General features: G+C 68.2%; 25 protein-coding genes, 4 tRNA genes and 2 riboswitches. Of the genes, 12 read left to right on the top strand and 17 right to left on the bottom strand.

The window, feature by feature from the left end; genetic code table 11:
* Positions 1-4 precede the first annotated feature (4 nt).
* The 5 genes from Q9R39_RS19605 to Q9R39_RS19585 all read right to left on the bottom strand — a co-directional run bounded on the left by Q9R39_RS19605 (position 5) and on the right by Q9R39_RS19585 (position 2,525).
* Positions 5-706 carry a YoaK family protein gene (locus Q9R39_RS19605; RefSeq protein WP_265967976.1) on the bottom strand — a complete coding sequence of 234 codons (702 nt, stop codon included), beginning with the start codon at positions 704-706 and terminating at the stop codon, positions 5-7.
* A gap of 50 nt (positions 707-756) precedes the next feature.
* Positions 757-1,215: a VOC family protein gene (locus tag Q9R39_RS19600; RefSeq protein WP_068971788.1), complete on the bottom strand. Its 459-nt coding sequence runs from the start codon at positions 1,213-1,215 to the stop codon at positions 757-759.
* Positions 1,212-1,688, bottom strand: coding sequence for a helix-turn-helix domain-containing protein (locus tag Q9R39_RS19595; RefSeq protein ID WP_265967973.1), 477 nt, complete (start codon positions 1,686-1,688; stop codon positions 1,212-1,214). The genes Q9R39_RS19600 and Q9R39_RS19595 overlap by 4 nt, the downstream gene beginning before the upstream one ends.
* Before the next feature lie 21 nt (positions 1,689-1,709).
* Entirely contained in the window at positions 1,710-1,982 is a 273-nt protein-coding gene (locus Q9R39_RS19590) for an excalibur calcium-binding domain-containing protein (RefSeq protein WP_078113048.1), read from the bottom strand.
* 150 nt (positions 1,983-2,132) lie between these two features.
* Positions 2,133-2,525, bottom strand: coding sequence for a hypothetical protein (locus Q9R39_RS19585; protein WP_068971791.1), 393 nt, complete (start codon positions 2,523-2,525; stop codon positions 2,133-2,135).
* Between the two features lie 126 nt (positions 2,526-2,651).
* Between Q9R39_RS19585 and Q9R39_RS19580 the strand changes: the two genes are divergently transcribed.
* On the top strand, positions 2,652-3,536 hold the full coding sequence (locus Q9R39_RS19580) for an alpha/beta fold hydrolase (protein ID WP_265967969.1): 885 nt from the start codon (positions 2,652-2,654) through the stop codon (positions 3,534-3,536).
* A gap of 2 nt (positions 3,537-3,538) precedes the next feature.
* Here Q9R39_RS19580 and Q9R39_RS19575 read toward each other — a convergent pair whose 3' ends face one another.
* Entirely contained in the window at positions 3,539-4,492 is a 954-nt protein-coding gene (locus tag Q9R39_RS19575) for an L-lactate dehydrogenase (protein ID WP_078113046.1), read from the bottom strand.
* 116 nt (positions 4,493-4,608) lie between these two features.
* A riboswitch (cobalamin riboswitch) is annotated at positions 4,609-4,787 on the top strand.
* A gap of 46 nt (positions 4,788-4,833) precedes the next feature.
* Here Q9R39_RS19575 and Q9R39_RS19570 point away from each other — a divergent pair.
* From Q9R39_RS19570 to Q9R39_RS19555, 4 genes are all read left to right on the top strand, one after another.
* The gene (locus tag Q9R39_RS19570; protein ID WP_211538502.1) at positions 4,834-5,913 is read left to right on the top strand and encodes an iron ABC transporter permease; all 1,080 of its coding nucleotides are present in this window, start codon (positions 4,834-4,836) and stop codon (positions 5,911-5,913) included.
* Between the two features lie 23 nt (positions 5,914-5,936).
* Complete coding sequence (locus Q9R39_RS19565; protein WP_211538565.1) at positions 5,937-6,743, top strand: ABC transporter ATP-binding protein; 807 nt, start codon at positions 5,937-5,939, stop codon at positions 6,741-6,743.
* Between the two features lie 50 nt (positions 6,744-6,793).
* Positions 6,794-7,834 (top strand): ABC transporter substrate-binding protein, encoded by a 1,041-nt coding sequence (locus tag Q9R39_RS19560; RefSeq protein ID WP_396275701.1) that lies wholly within the window; start codon positions 6,794-6,796, stop codon positions 7,832-7,834.
* Between the two features lie 205 nt (positions 7,835-8,039).
* Positions 8,040-9,788, top strand: a complete 1,749-nt coding sequence (locus Q9R39_RS19555; protein WP_265967964.1) for an HNH endonuclease signature motif containing protein — start codon at positions 8,040-8,042, stop codon at positions 9,786-9,788.
* 70 nt (positions 9,789-9,858) lie between these two features.
* Here Q9R39_RS19555 and rplA read toward each other — a convergent pair whose 3' ends face one another.
* The 10 genes from rplA to Q9R39_RS19505 form a co-directional block, all read right to left on the bottom strand.
* The gene (rplA, locus tag Q9R39_RS19550) at positions 9,859-10,575 is read right to left on the bottom strand and encodes a 50S ribosomal protein L1 (RefSeq protein WP_058253325.1); all 717 of its coding nucleotides are present in this window, start codon (positions 10,573-10,575) and stop codon (positions 9,859-9,861) included.
* 120 nt (positions 10,576-10,695) lie between these two features.
* Entirely contained in the window at positions 10,696-11,127 is a 432-nt protein-coding gene (gene rplK, locus Q9R39_RS19545) for a 50S ribosomal protein L11 (protein WP_065629250.1), read from the bottom strand.
* 75 nt (positions 11,128-11,202) lie between these two features.
* Positions 11,203-12,081 (bottom strand): transcription termination/antitermination protein NusG, encoded by an 879-nt coding sequence (gene nusG / locus Q9R39_RS19540; RefSeq protein WP_311278004.1) that lies wholly within the window; start codon positions 12,079-12,081, stop codon positions 11,203-11,205.
* A 70-nt stretch (positions 12,082-12,151) separates the two neighbouring features.
* Positions 12,152-12,625, bottom strand: a complete 474-nt coding sequence (secE, locus tag Q9R39_RS19535; protein WP_311278003.1) for a preprotein translocase subunit SecE — start codon at positions 12,623-12,625, stop codon at positions 12,152-12,154.
* A 39-nt stretch (positions 12,626-12,664) separates the two neighbouring features.
* Positions 12,665-12,737: transfer RNA gene (locus Q9R39_RS19530), tRNA-Trp, on the bottom strand.
* A gap of 246 nt (positions 12,738-12,983) precedes the next feature.
* Positions 12,984-14,081 carry a fused (3R)-hydroxyacyl-ACP dehydratase subunits HadA/HadB gene (locus tag Q9R39_RS19525; protein WP_311278002.1) on the bottom strand — a complete coding sequence of 366 codons (1,098 nt, stop codon included), beginning with the start codon at positions 14,079-14,081 and terminating at the stop codon, positions 12,984-12,986.
* 94 nt (positions 14,082-14,175) lie between these two features.
* Complete coding sequence (gene rpmG / locus Q9R39_RS19520) at positions 14,176-14,343, bottom strand: 50S ribosomal protein L33 (RefSeq protein ID WP_045823858.1); 168 nt, start codon at positions 14,341-14,343, stop codon at positions 14,176-14,178.
* Between the two features lie 93 nt (positions 14,344-14,436).
* A tRNA-Met gene (locus Q9R39_RS19515) sits at positions 14,437-14,510 on the bottom strand.
* 21 nt (positions 14,511-14,531) lie between these two features.
* A tRNA-Thr gene (locus tag Q9R39_RS19510) sits at positions 14,532-14,604 on the bottom strand.
* Between the two features lie 117 nt (positions 14,605-14,721).
* Positions 14,722-14,802, bottom strand: a tRNA-Tyr gene (locus Q9R39_RS19505).
* Positions 14,803-14,957: 155 nt separating this feature from the next.
* Positions 14,958-15,052: riboswitch (TPP riboswitch) on the top strand.
* Between Q9R39_RS19505 and Q9R39_RS19500 the strand changes: the two genes are divergently transcribed.
* The 6 genes from Q9R39_RS19500 to htpX all read left to right on the top strand — a co-directional run bounded on the left by Q9R39_RS19500 (position 15,040) and on the right by htpX (position 19,928).
* A complete protein-coding gene (locus tag Q9R39_RS19500) occupies positions 15,040-15,750 on the top strand; it encodes a TenA family protein (RefSeq protein WP_137809756.1) in 711 nt (236 codons plus the stop codon). It overlaps the preceding riboswitch by 13 nt.
* Positions 15,747-16,772 carry an ABC transporter substrate-binding protein gene (locus Q9R39_RS19495; protein ID WP_211538499.1) on the top strand — a complete coding sequence of 342 codons (1,026 nt, stop codon included), beginning with the start codon at positions 15,747-15,749 and terminating at the stop codon, positions 16,770-16,772. Before Q9R39_RS19500 ends, Q9R39_RS19495 begins: the two co-directional genes overlap by 4 nt.
* On the top strand, positions 16,747-17,541 hold the full coding sequence (locus Q9R39_RS19490) for an ABC transporter permease (protein WP_165630505.1): 795 nt from the start codon (positions 16,747-16,749) through the stop codon (positions 17,539-17,541). The genes Q9R39_RS19495 and Q9R39_RS19490 overlap by 26 nt, the downstream gene beginning before the upstream one ends.
* Complete coding sequence (locus tag Q9R39_RS19485; protein WP_078113039.1) at positions 17,534-18,361, top strand: ABC transporter ATP-binding protein; 828 nt, start codon at positions 17,534-17,536, stop codon at positions 18,359-18,361. Before Q9R39_RS19490 ends, Q9R39_RS19485 begins: the two co-directional genes overlap by 8 nt.
* Before the next feature lie 51 nt (positions 18,362-18,412).
* Positions 18,413-18,904 (top strand): YajQ family cyclic di-GMP-binding protein, encoded by a 492-nt coding sequence (locus Q9R39_RS19480; protein WP_058253332.1) that lies wholly within the window; start codon positions 18,413-18,415, stop codon positions 18,902-18,904.
* 166 nt (positions 18,905-19,070) lie between these two features.
* Positions 19,071-19,928, top strand: coding sequence for a zinc metalloprotease HtpX (gene htpX / locus Q9R39_RS19475; RefSeq protein ID WP_078113074.1), 858 nt, complete (start codon positions 19,071-19,073; stop codon positions 19,926-19,928).
* Positions 19,929-19,961: 33 nt separating this feature from the next.
* Here the strand turns inward: htpX and Q9R39_RS19470 are convergent, their stop codons facing one another.
* Positions 19,962-20,978, bottom strand: coding sequence for a polyprenyl synthetase family protein (locus Q9R39_RS19470; protein ID WP_068970024.1), 1,017 nt, complete (start codon positions 20,976-20,978; stop codon positions 19,962-19,964).
* 117 nt (positions 20,979-21,095) lie between these two features.
* Here Q9R39_RS19470 and Q9R39_RS19465 point away from each other — a divergent pair, with 117 nt between their 5' ends.
* Positions 21,096-22,355 carry a geranylgeranyl reductase family protein gene (locus Q9R39_RS19465; protein ID WP_078113038.1) on the top strand — a complete coding sequence of 420 codons (1,260 nt, stop codon included), beginning with the start codon at positions 21,096-21,098 and terminating at the stop codon, positions 22,353-22,355.
* Positions 22,356-22,373 lie beyond the last annotated feature (18 nt).

The raw sequence follows: 22,373 nt of genomic DNA, 5'->3' as shown, positions 1-22,373 counted from the left end.
CAGACTATCCAGCGGCCCGATCGGTTCCATCTGAGCGCGAATTGCCCCGAGACAACGTCTCGGCAACCCGCAGGAGGAGGGTGCAGGCGGCGATCGCGACCCCGGCCCACAACCCGGCGACACCCCAGTGACGTTCTGCGAAACCGCCGCACACCGCGCCCAGGACGAACACCGGCCACATCCAGAACACCGCCAGCCACGCCCACGGTCGATCGGTACCCAGCGAGGCGACCAGCTCGTGCGCGGACTTCACCAGCGTGCCGGTGACGTACGTCAAGCCGCCCGGCACCGCCGACGTGTGCGACAGCGCCGAGTTGATCGCGCCGGTCGCCGTCGCCACCACGATCATCCCGGCCGTCGGCGACGCGGTCAGCGCGACAACGGTGCCGGCGAGAAGCGTCACCGTCACGGCCACGAGAACCCAGACCGGCGAGTGCTGTCCGCCCCAGCGACCGAGTGCCGCGCCGCCCACGGCCCCGCCGAAGAAGGCCGCGACGAGTCCGGCGACGATCGCGATCGTCGACCACCGGCCCGCGGCGGTCGACGCTCCCAGGATCGTCGAATTGCCGGACATGAACGCGACGAAGCTGCCCTTGAGCACGACGAACGCGATGGCGTCGACCAGCCCGGCCAGGAACAGCAACGCCGCCGCGATCGCGATGTCCGGGTGGTTGCTGCTCAGGTACTTGTCGAGTCGGACCGCCATGGGCACGAATCTAACGCCTGCGTGCCGGTCGGGATGGTCGGCGGACCAGGTCAATCGTCCGGTGCCCAGCAGGCGATGTCCTCGGCTCGGATCGGCCGGGCGGAGACGGCCCGCTGGGTCATTCGCAACGCATTGCCGAACGGGTCCCGGAACGCACAATCGGTGCCGTAGGGCTGGTCTTCGGGGTCCTGGGTGAACTCGACGCCGCGTGCGACGAGCGCCGCGTGGGTGCCGCGGCAATCGTCGGTCGACAGGATCGTCACCGGCATCGCCCCCTGCGTCACGAGGTCGCGGATCTTCGCGGCGGTCTCGTCGGAAAGCGCGGGCGGCCCGGGCTTCTCGAGCAGGATGAGCCGGTCGGGTTGACCGGGCGGCGCGATCGTCAACCACCGCATGAAACCCATGTCGACGTCGGTGTCGACCGTGAAACCGAGTGTGCCGACGTAGAAGTCGAGTGCGACGTCCTGATCGAGGACGTAGACGGAATGGATACCGATGCCGTTGATCATGCGCCCGACGATACGACCGGCGGCCCGGCCGGCGCTTCTCCGAAATCGCTCACTTCGGCCGCTCGCGGGACCCCGGTGGCAGCATCGCTCGGCCTGGTCCACCGGCGCACGAAGCAACCGGGAACGGGAATCGGAGCGACACGCTGCCGGTAGGCCGTGGGACTGGAGCCGACGATTCGGCTGAACGTCCGGCCGAACGTGCCAGGACTGTCGTAGCCGACCAGCAACGCGACGTCGAGCACCGGGACGTCGGTGGTCCGAAGGAGGGCACAGGCCCGCTCGATGCGCCGACGCTGCAGGTAGCGGTGCGGCGTCTCCCCGAACACGGCCCGGAACCGGCGGATGAAGTGCGACGGCGACATCAGCGCGATGCGGGCGAGCGTTGCGATGTCGAGGTCGTCGGCGTAGGAGCGGTCGACGGCGTCGCGCGCACGGAGCAACCGGCGGTTCTCGTCCTCGACCTGGGTGAACACGTCACCCAGTGTGACGCACGCTCAGTGCTTCTCGCAGGCGATGCCGTCCCCGTCGCGGTCGCTCTCGGAGTTCGCCTCGTACAGTTCGTCGTCGACGGTGAACGTCGTGACCGGCGTACCCGACGTCGAGTCGACGGCGCCGGTCTTCCCGACACCGTGCGGGTAGTCGCCGCGCAGTTCGGTGCAATTGGCGTAGTCGGTTGCCGCCGCGGCGGGTGCCGCCACCATCAGCGGAGCGATCGTCATCGACGCCGCGACCAGGAATCCGAGAACCATCTTTCGCGAGCAACGCATCGTGCTTGGCCTTCTTCGTAGTGTCCCCCGACACCTCAACGTGACGAAGTGACACTACGGGTTCCGGCCGGCGAAAAGCGCATGCGACGCGAAGATTGGTCCGGCCGACGGACACGCCATCGGCCGGACCTGGGATCGGAAGGCGCGGGGTCAGCGGCGGGGTTGCTCCTTGAGCAGGACGTTGCCGGTCGGGATGCCGCCGAGGATGTACGTCGTACCGGTGTAACCGTTCTTGGTACGCCGATACTCGACCCGTTGGTACCACTGCACGGGCGGGTCCGCGGTCAACGCGACGACGCCACCACTCTTCGTGTGCTGGATCTGCTGACGCGACAGATTCCACGGTCCGAGTCCGTAGTAGTCGGTGTACAACCCGTTGCCGATGACCCGGACGTTCGACTCCGGGGTCGGGATGACCCCGTAGATGAGCTGCTGATGTTTGTAGTTGCCCGGCTTGATCTTGGCGTCGGAATCACCCGCGCCCACGGCCAATCCGAATACTGCTGTTCCGGCGATCAACGCCCCCGCTATCAATCTCTTCACGACGGCAGACGCTAGCAGCGTCGACGTCGGGTTCCATCTCGCTTTCCACAGCCTGCCACGAGCCTGCCATTCGACAACGCGTATTGGTACAGTCCGGCCAGGCAACCACCGACAGCGGGGGAAACGATGATCAGGAACGACGTCGAGTTCGATTCGTCCGGGACGACATGCCGGGCCTGGTGGTACCTGCCCGAGGGAACCACTCCGGCACCGGTCATCGTGATGGCACACGGGCTCGGTGCGGTCCGGCGGATGCGCCTGGACGCGTTCGCCGAGCGTTTCACCGCCGCGGGATACTCGTGCCTGGTGTTCGACTACCGCCACTTCGGCGACAGCGACGGCGAACCGCGACAGCTGCTGTCCATTCGCCGCCAACTCGACGACTGGGCCGCGGCAATCGCCTTCGCCCGAACACTCAGCGGTGTCGACACCTCACGAATAGTACTGTGGGGCACGTCCTTCGGCGGCGGACACGTCCTCGTCGCGGGCGAACGCGACGGCCGGGTGGCCGCGGTGATCTCCCAGTGCCCCTTCACCAGTGGAATAGCCTCCACCGCTGCCCTGGGAGTGGCGTCCGGGGCAAAGGTGACCGTGCGCGCGCTCGCGGATCTGGCGGGTTCGGCACTGGGCCGTCCGCCGGTCACCGTCGGCCTCGCCGGTGCGTCCGGCTCGGCCGCCCTGATGACGGCACCCGACGCGGTGTCGGGATACCTGCCGCTGGTGCCCGACGACCTGGAGTTCATCAACGAGGTCGCCGCGCGGGCCGGTCTCGCCATCCCGCTGCACACGCCTGGTCGGGCATTGCGAAAGCTCACCTGTCCCACGCTCGTGTGCATCTGCGACGAGGACACCGTGGCGCCGGCCGGACCGACTGCCCGGTACGCCCGCCGCGCCCCGGCAGCGCGAGTGATTCGTTATCCGGCAGGACATTTCGACATCTACGTCGGTGACGACTTCGAGCGGGTGGTCGCCGATCAGCTCGAGTTCTTGCGCGGGACCGTCCTCGTGTGACGTCAGAACCCGAACCGCGCCTGCATCCCGCGCAGCGTTTCCGCCGATGCCAGCAGACCCGCCCGCTCGGAGTCCGATAGCGGGACATCGAGCCGGGTCTGGGCACCACCGCGGTCGACGACGGTCGGCAACGAGAGGCACACGCCGTCGAGCCCCTCGATGCCGTCCGCCCTCGTCGACACCGGCAGCACCCGGTGTTCGTTGTTCAGGATCGCTTCGACGATTCGCGTCGAGGCCAGACCGATCGCGTAGTTCGTCGCCCCCTTGCCCTCGATGATGGTGTACGCGGCGTGCACGACCTCGTGGTGAATACGTTCGCGCGCAACGGCGTCCATCGCCGGACGGCCGGGCAGCGGCGTCCAGGAGGTGAGCGGCACGCCCCCGATCGACGCCGAACTCCACAGCGGGATCTCGCTGTCGCCGTGTTCGCCGACGATGTAGGAGTGCACGCTCTGCACCGCGACCCCGCAGTGCTGCGCGATCAGGAACCGCAGCCGGGACGAGTCCAGCACCGTGCCCGAGCCGAAGACCTGGTGCGGTGACAGCCCGCTGATCTCCTGGGCGGCGTAGGTGACGATGTCGACGGGATTGGTGACCATCACATAGATCGCGTTCGGGGCCACCGCCAAGACCCCGGGGAGGATGGCGCGTGTCAGACCGATTGTCGCCTCGGCCAATTCGAGGCGCGACTGCCCGGGCTTCTGCTTCGCGCCGGCGGTGAACACGACGACGTCGGCGTCCGCACACACCGACACGTCGTCGGATCCGATGATGTCCGCGCGGGGCACGAACTCGAGGCCATGCGACATGTCGAGCACCTCGGCGGTCACCTTGGCAGCGTTGATGTCGAGGAGGGCGATGGTCCGTGCGACACCTCGGATGAGGGACGAGTAGGCGATCGCGGTGCCCACCGCACCCGCCCCGATGATGGCCAGCTTCGTGTCTCGTACGTCCATCGCTTCACCGTTTCCGCGTCGGGTTCATCGATCGTCGGCACCCAGCGTAGGTGCTCGCGTGTCGGCTGTCCGGGCTGCGCCGCCGACCGCGCGTTCGGTCGGCGGTCGATGTTGATAGCGTGAGCCCCGAGAACGGTCACACCCGCACACGTGGGTGTCAGGGAACCCGGTGTGAATCCGGGACTGGCGCGCAACGGTATGGGAGACGGATTCGGCGCGGACACCGGGGCGACCCGGGAAGGCGCCGGCGCCACGATCCCGAGTCCGATTACCGGCCGTTCTCGCTCGAGTCCATCGTGTATCTCGCGCACAGATACCCAGACCGATAGGCAGTACCACCCGTGTCCCGTCGTACCGACGGCACGACCGAGAGCGCGACCGCCCCGCCGGTCCGGCGACTCCCGTCGACGCCGCTAGCCGCAGTACTGTTCGTCCTCACCCTCCTCAGCATCGCCCTGGCCACCGCTTTCGGCGCGGAGACCATCCCCGTCGGCGACGTGTGGCACACCGTCGTCGGCCGGATGACCGGGGCCGAGCTCGACTCCGCGCACGCCGTCATCATCTGGGATCTCCGGTTGCCCCGGTCCGTGCTGGCCGCGCTGGTCGGAGCCGGGCTGGCGCTGGCCGGCGCACTCATGCAGGCCCTGGTCCGCAACCCGCTGGCCGAGCCGTATCTGCTGGGTGTGTCCGCCGGCGCGGCGGTCGGGGCCACCGCGGTAATGACCCTCGGCGTGCTCGCGGGACTGGGAGTCTGGGCGCTGTCCGGCGGGGCGCTACTCGGCGCGCTGGCCGCCACCGTCACGGTGTACCTGGTGGCCCGCGCCCAGGGCGGGCTGACCGCGCTGCGACTCATCCTGTCCGGGGTGGTGTTGTCCTCGGCGTTCATGGCGTTGTCGTCGCTGCTGGTGTTCACCGCCGCCGACCCGCACGCCGCCGACAACGTGATGTTCTGGATGCTCGGCAGCGTCGCGGGCGCCACCTGGGCGAAAGTGCAGATCGCCGGGGCGGTCGTGCTGGTCACCGTCGTGGCCATGCTCGCCATCCACTCCTGGCTCGATGCCTACGCGGCCGGCACCGACACCGCGACGTCGCTGGGCGTGCCGGTACGCGCGATGCTCAACGCGCTGTTCGGTGTCCAGGGTCTCCTGGTCGGCGTGCTCGTCGCGGTGGCGGGCGGCATCGGCTTCGTCGGTCTGATCGTCCCGCACGCGGCGCGGCTCCTGGTCGGCGCCACCCACCGCGCGATGTTGCCGGTGGCGGTCTGCGGCGGTGCGCTCTTCCTGGTGTGGGTCGACGTGATCTCGCGGGTGGCGGCCGCACCGCGCGAGATGCCGCTGGGCATCGTGACCGGACTGATCGGGGCACCGATCTTCCTGTTCCTCATGGGACGACGCCAGTACGTGTTCGGGGGAGGCTCGTGACCGACCCCGCCCGCGCATCGTCGATGTCGTTGCGCGCGAACGCGCTTGCGTGCCGTCGAGGTGGCCGCGTCGTACTGCGGGATGTCGATCTCGCGGTCCCCGCCGGCACCCGACTGGCCATCGTCGGGCCCAACGGTTCCGGCAAGACCACCCTGCTGCGCACGCTGTGCGGTCTCGAACGCCCGGTCGCCGGCACCGTCGAGGTGAACGGAAACGACCTCCACCGCATCCCCTCGCGACGCCGCGCCATGTCGATGGCGGTGGTCGGCCAGGAGGAACAGCCCTCCGCGGAGCTGACGGTCGGCGAGGCGGTCGGCCTCGGCCGGACCCCGTACCGGTCGGCCTGGTCCACCGGGAGTTCCGACGACAAGACGGTGGTCGATCGCGCGTTGATCCAGGTCGGGCTCGACGGCTGGGGCACCCGCTCGTGCACCCAGCTGTCCGGCGGCGAACGGCACCGCGTCGTCCTCGCCCGCGCGCTCGCTCAGCAGACCCCGATCCTGGTGCTCGACGAACCCACCAATCACCTGGACGCCGCCTGGCGACTACGACTGATGGAGATCCTCGACGAGCTCGACGCCACCGTGGTCGCGGCGATGCACGACCTCGACCTGGTGTTGCGTCACTTCGACTCCGTCGCAGTGGTTTCCGACGGTGGTGTCATCGTGCACGGACCACCCGTCGAGGTGCTGACGCCGGCTCTGCTGGCCGACGTCTTCGAGGTGTCCGGCACCGTCGTCGACCATCCATCGACGGGCCTGCCCCATCTGCTCCTGAACACTCCCACCACCACACCCGCCCCCAGCGCTCTGACGAAAGACATCCCGTGAGAGGACATCCTTTGACCATACGTACGTCCCGAGTCCACCCGACCGTCGCCATCGTGGCGGCGACACTGATCCTGGGAACTGCCACCGCCTGCGGTGCCGACAGCACTGTGGCGTCGGAAAGCACTGTCACCATATCGAATTGCGGAGCCGACGTCGCCTTCCCGCAACCCCTCGACCGGTTGTTCGTCAACGACGGCGGCATGATTGCGATCGCACTCGCCGCCGGTGCCCGTGACAACATGGTGGCGGTCAGCGCGCTCGCCCGGGACAAGGACATCCTGCGGCTCGAGTACGGACCCCAGGTCGACACCCTGAACGAGGTCGCGACCGAACGTCCCACCCTCGAGAACATCGTCGCGGCGAAACCCCAAGTGCTGTATGCCGGATACAACTACGGCATGAGCGAATCGCGCGGGATCACACCCGAGATCCTCGCCGGACACGGCATCGACGTGTACCAGTTGTCCGAGGCGTGCCGGCAGACCGAGGGCGAGGCGCAGCGCGGCACCATGGACCCGTGGGTCGCGCTCGACACCGATCTGCGCAACATCGGCACCCTCACCGGCAATCCCGAGCAGGGCGCCGCCGCGGCCGACGAGGTGGCCGACCGCCTCGAGAAGCTGCGCGCCGCACCACAACCCGCCGCGAAACCGACGGTCTTCGTCTTCGACAGCGTCTCGGACACCATCTTCTCCTCCGGATCCTTCGGCGGCCCGCAGGGCATCATCGACGCCGCGGGCGCGCGCAACGCGACCGACGACATCGAGGACACCTGGACCGCCGTGAGCTGGGAACGCCTCACCACCGCGGACCCCGACGTCATCGTGTTCGTCGACTATCCCGGCCAGTCGGTCGACGAGAAGATCGCCGCCCTGCGTTCTAATCCGGCGAGCCGGAACCTGAAGGCCGTGCGCGAGAACCGCTTCGTGAACCTGCCGTACGCGATGTGGGTGTCGAGCCCACTCAACATCGACGCCGCCGAGATCATCCGCGGCGTTCTCGAGAACCACGGCCTCGCACCGGAATCCGGTATCACCCCGTCCCTGGATGTCGCGCAATTGGACCTCGGGGGCAACAACTGGCTGGAGTGAGTCGCGGGACGCCCCGTTGAACACGTGGGGCCGCGGCGATCGTCATGCCGCCGCCCCACGGAGAAGTCGGTGGACCCCTACCACGAGGCACCGACAAGTTACCGGCTCCGAATAGCGTTGCACAACATCAGTTTTGGCTTGCAATCCGCTCGCACCGGTGTACACTCGAACATACATTCGCGGCAACGGTTCTCGGGGGGTGACCATGTCTGACGAACAAGCGTCGCGGCGACCGCGTGCCGTTGAGTTGGTGGCCGACCTGCACCGCATCCTCGGTGAGTTGCAGACCGTGGACCTGTCGCCGTGTACCGATGCCGAACTCGCTGAAGTGGCCGCGGAGACCGAGCGCGCCATCGCGCGTCTGACCGTCGCCGGTGACCGGCAGATCGATCAGGTCGAGGCTCGCGACCTGCCCCGAAAAGCCGGCTGCCGAACACTCATGCAGTACATGACACACCGGCTACGAGTCTCGAACCCGATGCGGCGCCGTAAGCAGATGGACGCCACCGCCACCCGCACCAGCCTCGGCGGCGAGGTCCTCCCACCTGAACATCCGTGCCTCGCTGAGGCTTTCGCACAAGGCGCGGTCGGCGCCGCGCACGTGCAGGCCGTCCTCGACGTCCTCGACCGCATCCCGGGCACCATCGACCACGACATCAAGGTCGCCGCCGAGCGACAGATGGCCGAGATCGCCGAAGCCCACACCCCCGCCGAGATCACCCAGCTCGGTGCGCGGCTGCTTGCCCACCTCGACCCCGACGGCACACTGGCCGACGATTCGGAACGCAAGAGGCGCCGCGGCCTGTGGATCGGTCGGCAACGCGCTGACGGGACCGCAAAGATCTCGGGCACGCTGACTCCCGAACTCCACGCCCGGTTGTCGATGATGTTCGCGGTCTGGGGCAAACCTGGACTGAACAACTCCGACGACCCGCAGTCGCCACGCGGGCCGGCCGGCACCGCCGACCCCGACGCCCTGACCGCCGCAGCCGACCGCGACGGTCGCACTCTCGCCCAAACGAATCACGACGCCCTCGACGCCGCACTCGCCGCAGGCTTCGCCGACGGCACACTCGGCACCTCGCATCGCGGCCTGCCCGTGCAACTGATCATCAAAACCGACCTCTCCGACCTCGTCCGCGAAGCCGGACTCGCCACCACCGCCACCGGCACCCTGCTTCCCATCCGGGACTTGATCGCGATGGCCGGTGACGTCCAGCCGTGGTTGGCGATCTTCAGAGACGCCACCGCTGTGCCGCTGCACTTCGGGCGGGGTAAACGCTTGGCCACCCGCGAACAACGCCTCGTCTCCTTCGCCCGCCCCGACGGGGAAGTGTGTTCGGCACCCGGCTGCGATCAGCCCGCCACCCACATCGAGCTTCATCACGCCGAACGAGACTGGGCCAAGGGCGGTCTCACCGACATCGATGATCTCGCCCCTGCCTGCCCCCGTCATAACCGGATGGTCGGCGACCAACCCGGCCAATACACGACCCGCATCGAACGGTCCGGACCCGACGAAGGCCGCTGCCTGTGGCGGTTGAACGTCGAACCCGGCGCCCCGCCCAACCCCGAACGCCTCAACCGCCGACCCGACATACCCCGGCGGTTCGCCCAACACCTGAACACCGTGCGCAACGAGATCCACGGACCTGCCACCAGGCCCGGCGATGAGTCGCGCCCAACCCTTCGTGACGCGCCCTCCGCAAGCTCCGGGCGCTCCTCAGGGAGCAGGGCTAACGCGCCCTCCGCAAGCTCCGGGCGCTGCTCAGGGAGCAGGGGGCCCGGCGATCAGTCACGCCCCGACGCCGTCGGCTACGGCGACCGCGGCCGGCGCCTCGAACTCGCCTACCGAGAACTCGTCCATCCGCGAACACCGCCGGAGCACCTCACCACCCCACCGCTGACCCCGGTCGAAGCCGCACTCGCACGCATACTCACCGACCACGCGTGATTGCACACAACACGAGGGGCCCGGCATCGGAATGCCGGGCCCCTCGTGGGTGTCAGCGCGCCTGATCAGATCAGGCCTGCGGTGCCTCCGCGAAGTTGCGGGTGACCGCCGGGTCGACCGGGATGCCCGGGCCCGTCGTCGTGGAGACGGTGACCTTCTTGATGTAGCGGCCCTTGGCGGCCGACGGCTTGGCGCGCATGATCTCGTCGTAGGCAGCGCCGTAGTTCTCGGCCAGCTTGGCCGGGTCGAACGAGGCCTTGCCGATGACGAAGTGCAGGTTCGCAGCCTTGTCGACGCGGAAGTTGATCTTGCCGCCCTTGATGTCGTTGACGGCCTTGGTGACATCGGTGGTCACGGTGCCCGTCTTCGGGTTCGGCATCAGGCCGCGGGGTCCGAGGACACGCGCGATACGGCCGACCTTGGCCATCTGATCCGGGGTGGCGATCGCGGCGTCGAAGTCCAGCCAACCGCCCTGGATGCGCTCGATCAGATCCTCGGCGCCGACCTCGTCGGCACCGGCGGCGGCGGCCTCGGCGGCCTTGTCGCCGGCGGCGAACACGATCACGCGGGCAGTCTTACCGGTGCCGTGCGGCAGATTGACGGTGCCTCGAACCATCTGGTCTGCCTTACGGGGGTCGACGCCCAGCCGGATCGCGACCTCGACGGTCGCGTCGGTGTTCTTCGACGACGTGTCCTTGGCCAGCTCCACAGCCTCCAGCGGGCTGTACAGCTTGGTCTTGTCGACCTTCTCGGCCGCGGCCGCGTAGGCCTTGCTCTTCTTGCTCATTGCTCTGTTCCTTCTCCGCCGTCAGTCGGCGGGGTGTGTGGTGCGGGCCGAGCCGGCCCTCCCACGGTGATGATGAGGTCTGTCAGCCTTCGACGGTGTCGAGAGCGCGAGATCGCAAGCTCACTCGACGGTGATGCCCATGGACCGAGCAGTACCGGCGATGATCTTCGCGGCCTGGTCGATGTCATTGGCGTTCAGGTCTTCGGCCTTGGTCTTGGCAATCTCACGGACCTGGTCCATGCTCACCTTGCCGACCTTGTTGGTGTGGGGCTCGCCGGAGCCCTTCTGCAGGCCGGCGGCCTTCAGCAGGAGCTTCGCAGCCGGCGGGGTCTTCAACTTGAAGTCGAAGGAGCGATCTTCGTACACGAAGATCTCGACCGGGATGACGTTGCCGCGCTGCGACTCGGTCGCCGCGTTGTACGCCTTGCAGAACTCCATGATGTTCACGCCGTGCTGACCAAGCGCCGGACCCACGGGCGGGGCCGGGTTGGCCTGGCCTGCCGAGATCTGGAGCTTGATGATCCCGGCGAGCTTCTTCTTCTTGGGAGGCATCTTCTGTTCCTTGCTTGTTTCCTTGCGAATTCACGCCCGCTGGAGACGTGAAAGTTCTGGGTTGGTGGTCCGGCCCTAGATCTTCTCGACCTGGTTGAACCCGAGCTCGACCGGCGTCTCGCGACCGAAGATCGACACGAGGACCTTGACCTTGCGCTGCTCGGCGTTGACCTCGCTGATCGACGCGGGCAGCGTGGCGAACGGGCCGTCCATGACGGTGACCGACTCGCCGACCTCGAAGTCGACCTCGATGACGTTCGACGCGGCGGCAGCTGCGGCCTCCACGCCCTCGGCAGCGGCACCGCGCGACGCGGCGGGCTTCTTGGCCTCGGTCCGCGGCATCAGGAACTGCAGCACCTCGTTGAGCGAGAGCGGCGACGGCTTGCTGGTCATCCCGACGAAGCCGGTGACACCCGGCGTGTTGCGCACGGCGCCCCACGACTCGTCGTTGAGCTCCATGCGGACGAGGATGTAGCCCGGCAGCACCTTGCGGTTGACCTTCTTGGGCTGGCCGTTCTTGATCTCGGTGACCTCTTCGGTCGGCACCTCGACCTGGAAGATGTAGTCGCCGACGTCGAGATTCTGCACGCGGGTCTCGAGGTTGGCCTTGACCTTGTTCTCGTAACCGGCATAGCTGTGGATCACGTACCAGTCGCCGGGCGCGCGCCGGAGCTGCTTGCGCAGTTCCTCGACCGGATCGACCTCCGCCTCTTCAACCAGGGCCTCTTCGACAGGGGCCTCGTCAGCGGCGGCCTCGTCAACCGGGACCTCGTCGGCATCCTCGGAGACGGTGTCCTCGGCGGGGGCCTCGTCACCCTCGACGACCACGTCGTCGGCGACCGCGTCACCCTCGGTGTCCACCGCGTCGGTCACGGCCGCGTCGACAGCATCGACGTCGGCAGCAGCCGCGTCGACGGAGTCGGTCGAGGCGAGTTCGTTCTCCGGGGTGCTCACTGCAGCCCACGCTCCTTATGGTTCATCTGGCGGTCGTGTTTCTCGTCGCCGGCCGAGCCCACCGCGTGGGTCAGCCGAACAACCAGAGCACGCCCTTGGCGAAGGCGAGGTCGAGGCCGGCAATGAACGCGGTCATCACGATGACGAACACGAGCACGACGATCGTGTAGGTGATCATCTCGCGCCGCGTCGGCCAGATGACCTTCTTCAGCTCGGCGACGACCTGCGTCAGGAAGACCCAGATCCGTACGAACGGATTCCGGCTCTCCTCGGCAGACGCCTTCTTCTTGGTCTTGCGTTCCTTGACGGCGACGGACCCCGTGTCGGAGTCGGCGTCACCGTCGGTTGCACCCGCCGCCGAGCGACGTCCGCGAGCCGAGCGCTTACCGGACGGACGCAGCTCCTTCGCGGTTCCGGTCGACGTGTCGTCGTCCGTACCCGCGTCGGTGGCCTCGTCGCGACCGTCGAGCTCAGCCGCGGCCGAATCGGCCGCAGAACCCTCTGCGGCGTCTTTGGCGCGGGCGGCCCGGTCTCGCTTGCTCAACTTCGCGGTCCTCTCGTCAGCGTGTGCCCTTCACCAGGGCAGGGGCGACAGGACTTGAACCTGCAACCTGCGGTTTTGGAGACCGCTGCTCTGCCAATTGAGCTACGCCCCTTTGCGACGCCCGCCACCGGAGTGGTCGGCGTTGCCGTCCTTCTCGATCCGACCTCGCGGCCCGTCGACGTTTCGTCGCCGACAAAACCAACGCGCCACCCTATGGGTAGCGCGCAAGTCTGAATCAATCAGACACTTCAGTGTAGATCACCGGGGCGGTGGACCCAAAACGGGCTCGCCTCCGCTCCCCCGACGACCGTACACGCCACCCGTCCGTGAGCCGCCGGAACGGCTCGCGGCCGGTCGATCAGTTGAACTGGATGACGGCCTGCGCGCGTCCGAAGATCCGGCGGTCACCCTGCTTGGCGGTGATCGCGATGGTCCCGCGACGAGTTGCGGGATCGAGCGACTTCACCTTGCCGGTGAAGTCGACGGCCGCGCTGTCGTCGGCCGGGACGTACACCGGGCTGGTGAAGCGCACGTTGTACTCGCAGAAGGCCGCCGGGTCGCCGATGAACTCGGAGACGAAGCTTGCGCCGAGCCCCATCGTCTGCATGCCGTGCGCGACGACGTCGTCCATGCCGGCCGCTTTCACGACGTGGTCGGAGAAGTGGATCGGGTTGGGGTCGCCGGCCACGCCCGCATAGTTCGCGAGATTGCCGCGCGTCAGCAGGTAGCGCTTGGGCGTGAGTTCCTGACCCACCGTGAGCGTGTCGAAGTCGACGGCACCGAAGGCGCCCGGCGACTGCGTCGGGTCGGGGAGGTCGTAGCGACCCGCCTTCGGCTCGACGGTGTGCCCGGACTCGCCGATGGCGTCGACCTTGATCATCACGTGGTCGAGGGACGCCTCGAGTTCGGGGTCGACGTCCATACCGGGACGCGCGGCCAGGGAGGTCCACGTGGTCATGACCGGCTCGTCGTGCTGGTTCCAGATGACGTTCTTGGTGACCATCAGGTCGATCATCTCGGGACTGCTCACGTGCCGGAACGACTCGAGCGAGACGTCGCAGATCAGGCGGTCCCCGACCTTCATCGGCTGGTGGTAGACCAGCCGCTGGTCGGTCTGCATGATCTGCCACATGTCGTAGCCGGTGACGACGTCTTCGAAGAGCTTGCGCTGGGCGATGATCCCGAGCACCGACACGTAGGTCGGCGCGGCGATCAGGCGGTCGTGACCGAAGGCCCGGGCGCCCTCCTCGCTCCAGTGGGTCGGGTGCGCATCCTGCACCGCCATCGCGTGCTTACGGATCTCCTCGCGGCCGATCTCGTAATAGTCGTCGACCGTGTAATGGAAGCCGACAAGGCTCTGGGTGTGGGCGGCGATCTCGTCGGGGGTCGGCTTCGCGCCACCGTTCGACGCCTCGTCCGGAGGATCCTGGATCTCGGCTCCGCTTACCTGTGACATTGAGCTCTACTCCTTCGGCCGACACAGCAAGACGGGCTGCCTCATCGAGAGGCAGCCCGCTGCTGGTGGTACTTCGAAACGGCCGACGACGGCGTCAGCGCGATTCCTTGTGCCCCTGGTGCTTGCCGCAGTTCGGGCAGAACTTCTTGATCTCGAGGCGATCGGGATCGTTGCGGCGGTTCTTCTTCGTGATGTAGTTACGGTGCTTGCACACCTCGCAGGCCAAGGTGATCTTGGGGCGAACATCTGTTGAGGAGGCCACTTGATTGCCTTCTTTCGGGTGGTACGTGGTCGGGTTCGGAAGTTCCCTCAGGGCTTGCGACCCTTGCGCTCGGTTCCGGTCGGACCCGATGTGTAGCGGTGGAGGGACTCGATCCCTCGACCTCACGATTATGAGTCGTGCGCTCTAACCAGCTGAGCTACACCGCCCCGCGGACTTCTCGTCCAGCGAGCCCCCTGACGGAATCGAACCGTCGACCTTTTCCTTACCATGGAAACGCTCTGCCGACTGAGCTAAGGGGGCGTGCCCCGGGCGGTTGTGCCCGAGAGCCTTAACGAGGTTACACACTCGCGTCTGCGCTAGACAAATCGCTGGTCGGAGACCGTCTGTAGAGCAGTTTCGCGAGAATGGACCACGCTGTGGCAGGTATAGGATTCGAACCTATGTAGCTTGCGCGACGGATTTACAATCCGCTCCCTTTGGCCGCTCGGGCAACCTGCCGTGCCGCTCTTCCGGCCACCGTGACGGCCGTACGAACAACGCCGTGAAGAATACAACGAACACCGCATCAACGCGCAAACCGGCTGGTCAACAGGCCGGGACACGGTCGTGGCACAGGCGTCCCACTGCGACCCCCACTCCTGCTACTGTGGCTGCGTTCTGACACGGGGTGCTCCGCGACGCGGGGCTGAGATGAGACCCGAGAACCTGTCCAGGTAATGCTGACGAAGGGATGTCATGTCTGTGCATGCGCGCATGCCGGTCTCCGGCCGATTCTCCGACCACCTCTGGGAGGAGACGAAGGGGTTGCGGACGGCGATCGACGACCTCGAGTTCCTGCGGCGGCTCGGCGACGGGACGCTGCCACTGGAGGTGTTCCGCACCTACATGGAGCAGGACTCGCTGTACCTGGCCGGGTACGCGAAGGCCCTCGCCATCCTGGCGTCGAAGTCCCCCGACCCGCAGACCGCGGGGTTCTGGGCGAACTCGTCGGCCACCGCGGCCACCGTCGAGTCGGCGCTGCACGGCGACCTGCTCAACGGCGGCCAGCTGCCTCCGCGTGAGGGCGAACCCGAGCCGTCGCCGGCGTGCCTGGGGTACGTGTCCTATCTGACCGCCGTCGCCGCGACCGAGTCGTATGCGGTCGGCGCCGCCGCGGCCCTGCCCTGCTTCTGGATCTACGCGGAAGTCGGCCGGGCCCTGGCCGCGAGTGCGGCCCAGGTACTCGCCGCCGACCCGAACCACCCCTACGCGCAGTGGGTGACCACCTACGACGCCCCGGAGTTCCAGGAATCCGCCTCGCGGGCAAGGGAACTCGTGGACGAGGCCGCGGCGCACGCCGGCGAGCGGGAGCGGGCCGCGATGGCCACGGCGTTCACCGTCGCCACCCGGTTCGAGCTTCTGTTCTGGGACACCGCGCTGAACCCGCAGCCGTGGCCCGCCGCATGAGCGCCCGCGCGCGCCGCCTCCTCACCGTGCTCGCCGCCGCGGTCGTCGCGTCGTCGGCGATCACCGCATGCGGTTCGGGCGCCGATTCGGACGGCACCATCCGATTCGCGCTCGACTGGTCCCCGAACACCAACCACACGGGATTGTTCGTGGCGCAGCAGCGCGGCTGGTTCGAGGAGGCCGGACTCGACGTCGAGATCCTGCCGTACAACAACACCGCCGTGGACACCATCGTGGACGCGGGCAACGCCGAGTTCGGTATCAGCACCCACAACTCGTCGACCTTCTCGCGGGCATCGGGCGCGCAGACCATCTCCGTGTTCGCGCCGCTGCAGAAGTGGGCCACCGGCATCGGTGTCCGCGCCGACCGCCGCGACATCACGAGCCCGAAGGACCTCGACGGGAAGACATACGCCGGTTTCGGCGACCCGGGCGAGGAGAAGACCCTCGAGCAGGTGATCCGAAACGACGGCGGCACCGGCGAGTTCACCTCGGTGACCCTCGGGACCTCGGCTTACGAGGCGGTCTACTCCGGTCAGGCCGACTTCACCGTCTCCTATCTCGCGTGGGAGGGCATCGAGGCCGAACATCGCGGAACCCCGATGAGGTACTTCCACTACACCGACTTCGGATTCCCGGAGGCATACGCGATCGTCGTCGACGCCAACGAGGACTGGCTGGCGGACAACCCGGACCGCGCGGCGGCCTTCGTGACGGCGCTGCAGCGCGGTTACCAGGCGGCGGCCGACGACCCGGACGCGGCGGCCCGCGACCTCCTCGCCGCCAACCCCGGTGCGTTCAACGACGAGCAGTTGGTGTTCCAGAGCCAGCGCATGCTGGCCGGTCAGTACATGAAGGACGCCGACGGCCGGGTCGGGCGACAGACGCTCGAACAGTGGGCCGGGAACTCCGGGTTCCTGTACCGCAGTGGTCTGCTGACCGGCCCGGACGGGGCGCCGCTCACGACCGAGCCGGACTGGTCGACGTACTTCACCAATGACTACCTCGACACCCCTCGGTAGCACCGGCCTGCGTCGCATCGCGCCCGCGCTCGTCGCGGTGGTCGTCCTGGTGGCGGTCTGGCAGGTCTACGTCGACGTCAGCGGAATCCGGCCGCAGGTGCTGCCGTCGCCGTCGCGCGTCGTCGCGCAGGGTTGGTCGCACCGCGCGGAGATCGGGGTGCACGCCGCGGCGACGCTGCAGGTGACCCTGATCGGGTTCACGGTTTCATTGGTCCTGGCCTGGCTGCTGGCCATCGTCGTCGATTTCTCGCCGGCGCTGCGACGGGCGTTCGTGCCGTTGTTCGTCGCCTCCCAGACCCTGCCGATCATCGCGATCGCACCGCTGATGATCATCTGGTTCGGCTTCGGCCTGCTCCCGAAGGTGCTGGTCATCGCCCTGGTCACGTTCTTTCCGGTGGCGATCGGCCTGATCGAGGGATTCGCCGCCACCGACCGCGAGGCCGGCGCGCTGATGCGCAGCATGGGGGCGACCCGCGGCCAGGTCTTCCGGTACGTGCGGCTCCCGTCCGCGCTACCGAGGTTCTTCACCGCGTTGCGGATCGGCATCACCTATGCGGTGGTGGGCGCCGTGTTCGCCGAGTACGTCGGCGCCACCCAGGGCCTCGGCATCTACATGAGCCTGCAGAAGAACTCGTTCCGCACGGACCTGGTGCTCGCGGCGGTGCTGGTGACCGCGCTCCTGAGCGTCACGCTGTACCTGCTCACCTTCGCCGTCGAGCGGGTCGTCGCGCCCTGGGCCCGCGCCGAGGACCGGAACCACCATGACTGACCACCGGCTGGTCCCGGACCACCGACTGGTCGTCGACCGGCTCACCAAGTCCTTTCCCCGACCCGGACGCGGACAACCTCGCCGGGAGGTCCTCGACGGGGTGTCGTTCACCGCCGAGCCCGGCGAGTTCGTCTCCGTCATCGGGCCCAGCGGATGCGGCAAGAGCACCGTCTTCGGCCTGCTGGCCGGACTCGACGTCCCCGATTCCGGCAGCGCGTCCGTCGGCTCCGAACCCGCCGTCGCCGGACACTGCGCGTACATGCCACAGAAGGACCTGCTGTTCCCGTGGCGCACCGTGCTGGACAACACCATCCTCGGCCTCCAGGTGCAGGGCGTGCCGACGAAGGAGGCCCGACGCCGGGCCGCGGACCTCTTCCCCGCCTTCGGACTCGCCGGATTCGAAGACGCCCGCCCGTTCCAGCTGTCCGGCGGGATGCGACAGCGCGCCGCACTCCTGCGCACCGTCGTCTCGAATCGCGACCTGGTGCTGCTCGATGAGCCGTTCGGCGCCCTCGACTCACTCACCCGGACCGAGATGCAGACGTGGTTGCAGTCGGTGTGGCAGCGCTATCGGTGGACGGTGCTGATGATCACCCACGACGTCCGCGAGGCCGTCCACCTCTCGGACCGCGTGATCGTGCTGTCCGCCCGCCCGGCCACCGTGGTCCACGAGGTGCGTGTCGACCTCCCGCGCCCGCGCGATCCGGCGGGGCTCACCGCTCCCGAGTTCGTCGCCCTCGAGCGAGAACTGCTCGAGGTGCTCCACGACGAGTCACGTCGTGCCCTCGCCGAGCAGGCACAGCGTCGGACGTCCCGGTAGACCCCCGCGGCCGCCCACTTGCGCTGATCGCCATGACATACCCTGTCGGACATGGCTGATTCATCGTTCGACGTGGTGAGCAAGGTCGACCGGCAAGAGGTCGACAACGCCCTGAACCAGGCTGCCAAGGAGTTGTCGCAGCGGTACGACTTCCGCGGCACCAACACCGGCATCGAGTGGTCCGGCGAGGAGAACATCGTGATCACCTCGGACGCCGAGGAGCGCGCACAGGCGGGCCTCGAGGTGTTCAAGGAGAAGCTGATCCGACGCGACATCTCGCTGAAGGCCTTCGACGCCGGCGAGGTCGTCGGCTCGGGCAAGACCTTCAAGATCACCGGCTCGCTGGTGCAGGGCATCGACTCCGAGCACGCCAAGAAGATCTCCAAGAAGATCCGCGACGAGGGGCCGAAGGGCGTCAAGGCGCAGATCCAGGGCGACGAGCTGCGCGTGTCGAGCAAGAAGCGCGACGACCTGCAGGCCGTCATCTCACTGCTCAAGGGCGAGGACTTCGGTATCGCCCTGCAGTTCGTCAACTACCGCTGACCCGCCCGGTCGGTGGGTCGGCGGCACCGAACCCCGACCGTCGGAAACCCAGACGGGCGCTGCGTCGTTTGACCGGATGAGGCGCCTGCACTCCGCGGCCGGCACCGGGTTCGCCCGGGCCGCCCGCGGAGCCCGAGACCCGCGGCGCCGGACAGACGAGGACCCGATGCATTTCAACGGATTGAAGACGGCGGCTCTGCTGGGTCTGATGTCGGCGATCATCGTCGGCATCGGCGCACTGTTCCAGAGCCCGCTGATCCTGTGGGGATCGGTGATCGTCGCCGTCGGCATGAACGCCTACGTCTACTTCAACAGCGCCAAGATGTCGCTGAAGGCGATGCACGCGCAACCGGTCACCGAACTGCAGGCACCGGTCATGTACCGGATCGTGCGTGAGCTGGCGACCACGGCACACCAGCCGATGCCCGCCCTCTACATCTCCCCCACCGAGTCGCCCAACGCGTTTGCGACCGGCCGCAACCCGAAGAACGCCGCGGTGTGTTGCACCACCGGCATCCTGCACCTGCTCGACGAGCGCGAGCTGCGCGCCGTGCTGGGCCACGAGCTGTCCCACGTGTACAACCGCGACATCCTCATCAGCTCGATCGCCGGCGCGATGGCGGCGGTGATCAGCGGCCTGGCCAACTTCGCGATGTTCATGGGCGCGTTCGGCGGGCGGGACAACGCGCCGAACCCGCTGGCGATGCTGCTCATCGCGCTGCTGGGACCGATCGCGGCCACCCTGGTGAAGCTGGCCGTCTCCCGCTCACGCGAGTTCCAGGCCGACCAGTCCGGGGCCGAACTCACCGGGGATCCGCTCGCACTCGCATCAGCGCTGGCGAAGATCTCCGGCGGGGTGCAGGCCGCGCCGCTGCCGCCGCAGCCCGACATCGCGGCCCAGTCGCACATGATGATCGAGAGCCCGTTCCGCACGACCGACCGAATGGCCAAGATGTTCGCCACCCACCCGCCGACCGCGGAACGCATCCGCCGCCTGCAGGAGATGGCCCGCGACGGTCGCTGAGCCGGCTGAGCAGAGATCCTGCCGGTCGACCCCTCAGCCCACGCGTTCGATCGTGTAGTCCACGAGCGACGCCAGGGCACGGTGGGCCGGCGACTCGGGGAGTTCGGCCAGCATCGCGTGCGCCTCGTCGGCGAACTCCTGCAACTTCGCCCGGGCGGCGGTCATACCCGCCGACGAACCGAGCAGTTCGATCGCCTCGGCGACCTCGGCGTCGTCGGTGAGCGGCCGGGCGGCGCCGTCGGCGGCCACCAGGAGTTCGCGCAACCGGGCCGACGTCGCGTCGTCGCCCGTGAGCGCGTACAGGACCGGCAGCGTGTGGACGCCTTCGCGAAGGTCGGTACCCGGGGTCTTGCCCGACTCCACCGACACCGAGCTGATGTCGATGATGTCGTCGGACACCTGGAAGGCGACTCCCACGATGTCGCCGATGCGGGAGAGCCGCTCGATGTCGTCGGGCTCGGCCCCGGAGGCCATCGCGCCGAAGCGGGCGGCGGCGGCGATCAGCGAGCCGGTCTTCTCCCAGACGACCTGCAGGTAGTGCTCGATGGGGTCGGCGCCGGGTTTGACCCCGACCGTCTCCCGCATCTGGCCGGTGACGAGTTCGGCGAACGTCTCGGCGATGATGCGCACCGCCTCGGGGCCCAGCGTCGAGACGAGTCGCGAGGCGCGCGCGAACAGGAAGTCACCGGACAGGATGGCCACGCTGTTCGTCCAGCGCGCGTTGGCACTCGCCGCACCGCGGCGCATCGCGGCCTCGTCCATCACGTCGTCGTGATAGAGCGTGGCGAGGTGGATCATCTCCACCACCGTCGCCGAGGTGATGACATCGTCGGAATCCGGGCGCGGACCGAACCGGGCCGCCAGGATCGCGAACATGGGCCGGAACCGTTTGCCACCGGCCTTCGCGAGGTGGGTCGCCGCCTCGGTCATGACCTCGTCACCCGACGAGAGTTCGGCGAGCAACAGATCCTCGACCCGCTGCAGCGATGAGCGCACCGTATCGGCGAACTCATCCGACACCAGGTCAACCCCGGCGAATGTGGACTTCACGGAAACGCGGCCCCATCTCGTCTGATCCGGCAACTACTCGACGGCGGACACGCGACTGCCGCGTAGACCCCACCTGCTGCGAGCCTAGCCCGTCGGGGGTCCGGACATACTGGTCGGGTGAGCACGGACACGACGCCTCCTTTCCCCGATTCCGCCGATGTCCTCGTCGTCGGTGCCGGACCGGGTGGATCGGCGGCGGCCGCCCATGCCGTCGCCGCCGGCCGGGACGTGGTCCTCGCCGACGCCGCGGTGTTCCCGCGCGACAAGACGTGTGGCGACGGCCTCACGCCGCGGGCCGTCGCCGAACTCGACGCGCTGGGGCTCGGCGCACTCCTCGACGATCGTCCGCGCATCGACGGACTCCTGCTCAACGGCTGGGGCGCACGCCAGCAGGTCCGGTGGCCCTCCGGCCGGTTCCCCGCCTACGGCAGCGCGGTGGCACGCACCGAGTTCGACGACGCCATCCGTACGCATGCGGTGTCGGTGGGAGCGCGAATGATCGAGGGCGCCAAGGCCATCGGCGTCGAGATGGACGGTGACCGGGTGGGCGCGGTGACCTTCGCGACGCCGGCGGGCACACACACGATGCGGGTCACCGACCTCGTCGTCGCCGACGGCGTCCGTTCGGGAATCGGCAAATCGCTGGGGCGGCAATGGCATCGGGACACCGCCTACGGAGTCGCCGCCCGGGCGTACGCACCGTCGGCACGCGCCGACTCGCACTGGATGGGGTCGCACCTCGAACTCCGGGGACCCGACGACGCACTGCTGCCCGGGTACGGCTGGGTCTTCCCCCTCGGGTCGGCCGGGGGCGGACAGGTCAACGTCGGCGTGGGCGCGCTCGCGACGTCGAAACGCCCGGCGCACATGGCACTTCGACCGATCCTCGAGCACTACGCCGCGATGGTGCGCGACGAGTGGGCTCTCGACGGCCCACCCGTCCGGATCACGTCCGCCCTGCTGCCCATGGGTGGTGCGGTGTCCGGTGTCGCGGGGCGCAACTGGATGCTGATCGGCGACGCCGCCGCGTGCGTCAATCCGCTCAACGGCGAGGGCATCGACTACGCCCTGGAGACCGCCCGGCTCGCCGTCGAACTCCTCGGCACGGACGACTACACCGACCGGTGGCGCGATGTGCTGGTGGAGCACTACGGGCTCGCGTTCTCTGCCGCCCGCCGTCTCGCCGGCCTGCTCACCATGCCCAAGACCGTCCCCACCCTGGGCCGGCCCGGCATCCGGTCGCCGCAACTGATGTCCATGGTGGTGCGGGTCATGGGCAACCTGATCACCGCCGAGGATGCCGACCTCGTGGCCCGGGCCTGGCGCACCGCCGGGCGGATCTCCCGGCAGGTCGACCCGCGCCCGCCCTTCTCGTGAGAGGGGCCGCCGGGCCGC

This window comes from Gordonia sp. AC31 (assembly GCF_031844505.1).
GTDB classification, from domain to species: domain Bacteria; phylum Actinomycetota; class Actinomycetes; order Mycobacteriales; family Mycobacteriaceae; genus Gordonia; species Gordonia hongkongensis.
The sequence above is the reverse complement of the archived record's forward strand: the minus strand, read 5'-3'. Positions and strand labels throughout refer to the sequence as shown.

Bases quoted from the DNA above. Each gene is read 5' to 3' on its own strand.
- Q9R39_RS19605 (WP_265967976.1), bottom strand. From the start codon at position 706: ATGGCGGTCCGACTCGACAAGTACCTGAGCAGCAACCACCCGGACATC.
- Q9R39_RS19600 (WP_068971788.1), bottom strand. From the start codon at position 1,215: ATGATCAACGGCATCGGTATCCATTCCGTCTACGTCCTCGATCAGGAC.
- Q9R39_RS19590 (WP_078113048.1), bottom strand. From the start codon at position 1,982: ATGCGTTGCTCGCGAAAGATGGTTCTCGGATTCCTGGTCGCGGCGTCG.
- Q9R39_RS19580 (WP_265967969.1), top strand. From the start codon at position 2,652: ATGATCAGGAACGACGTCGAGTTCGATTCGTCCGGGACGACATGCCGG.
- Q9R39_RS19575 (WP_078113046.1), bottom strand. From the start codon at position 4,492: ATGGACGTACGAGACACGAAGCTGGCCATCATCGGGGCGGGTGCGGTG.
- Q9R39_RS19565 (WP_211538565.1), top strand. From the start codon at position 5,937: ATGTCGTTGCGCGCGAACGCGCTTGCGTGCCGTCGAGGTGGCCGCGTC.
- Q9R39_RS19555 (WP_265967964.1), top strand. From the start codon at position 8,040: ATGTCTGACGAACAAGCGTCGCGGCGACCGCGTGCCGTTGAGTTGGTG.
- rplA (WP_058253325.1), bottom strand. From the start codon at position 10,575: ATGAGCAAGAAGAGCAAGGCCTACGCGGCCGCGGCCGAGAAGGTCGAC.
- rplK (WP_065629250.1), bottom strand. From the start codon at position 11,127: ATGCCTCCCAAGAAGAAGAAGCTCGCCGGGATCATCAAGCTCCAGATC.
- Q9R39_RS19525 (WP_311278002.1), bottom strand. From the start codon at position 14,081: ATGTCACAGGTAAGCGGAGCCGAGATCCAGGATCCTCCGGACGAGGCG.
- Q9R39_RS19500 (WP_137809756.1), top strand. From the start codon at position 15,040: ATGTCTGTGCATGCGCGCATGCCGGTCTCCGGCCGATTCTCCGACCAC.
- Q9R39_RS19495 (WP_211538499.1), top strand. From the start codon at position 15,747: ATGAGCGCCCGCGCGCGCCGCCTCCTCACCGTGCTCGCCGCCGCGGTC.
- Q9R39_RS19490 (WP_165630505.1), top strand. From the start codon at position 16,747: ATGACTACCTCGACACCCCTCGGTAGCACCGGCCTGCGTCGCATCGCG.
- Q9R39_RS19485 (WP_078113039.1), top strand. From the start codon at position 17,534: ATGACTGACCACCGGCTGGTCCCGGACCACCGACTGGTCGTCGACCGG.
- Q9R39_RS19480 (WP_058253332.1), top strand. From the start codon at position 18,413: ATGGCTGATTCATCGTTCGACGTGGTGAGCAAGGTCGACCGGCAAGAG.
- htpX (WP_078113074.1), top strand. From the start codon at position 19,071: ATGCATTTCAACGGATTGAAGACGGCGGCTCTGCTGGGTCTGATGTCG.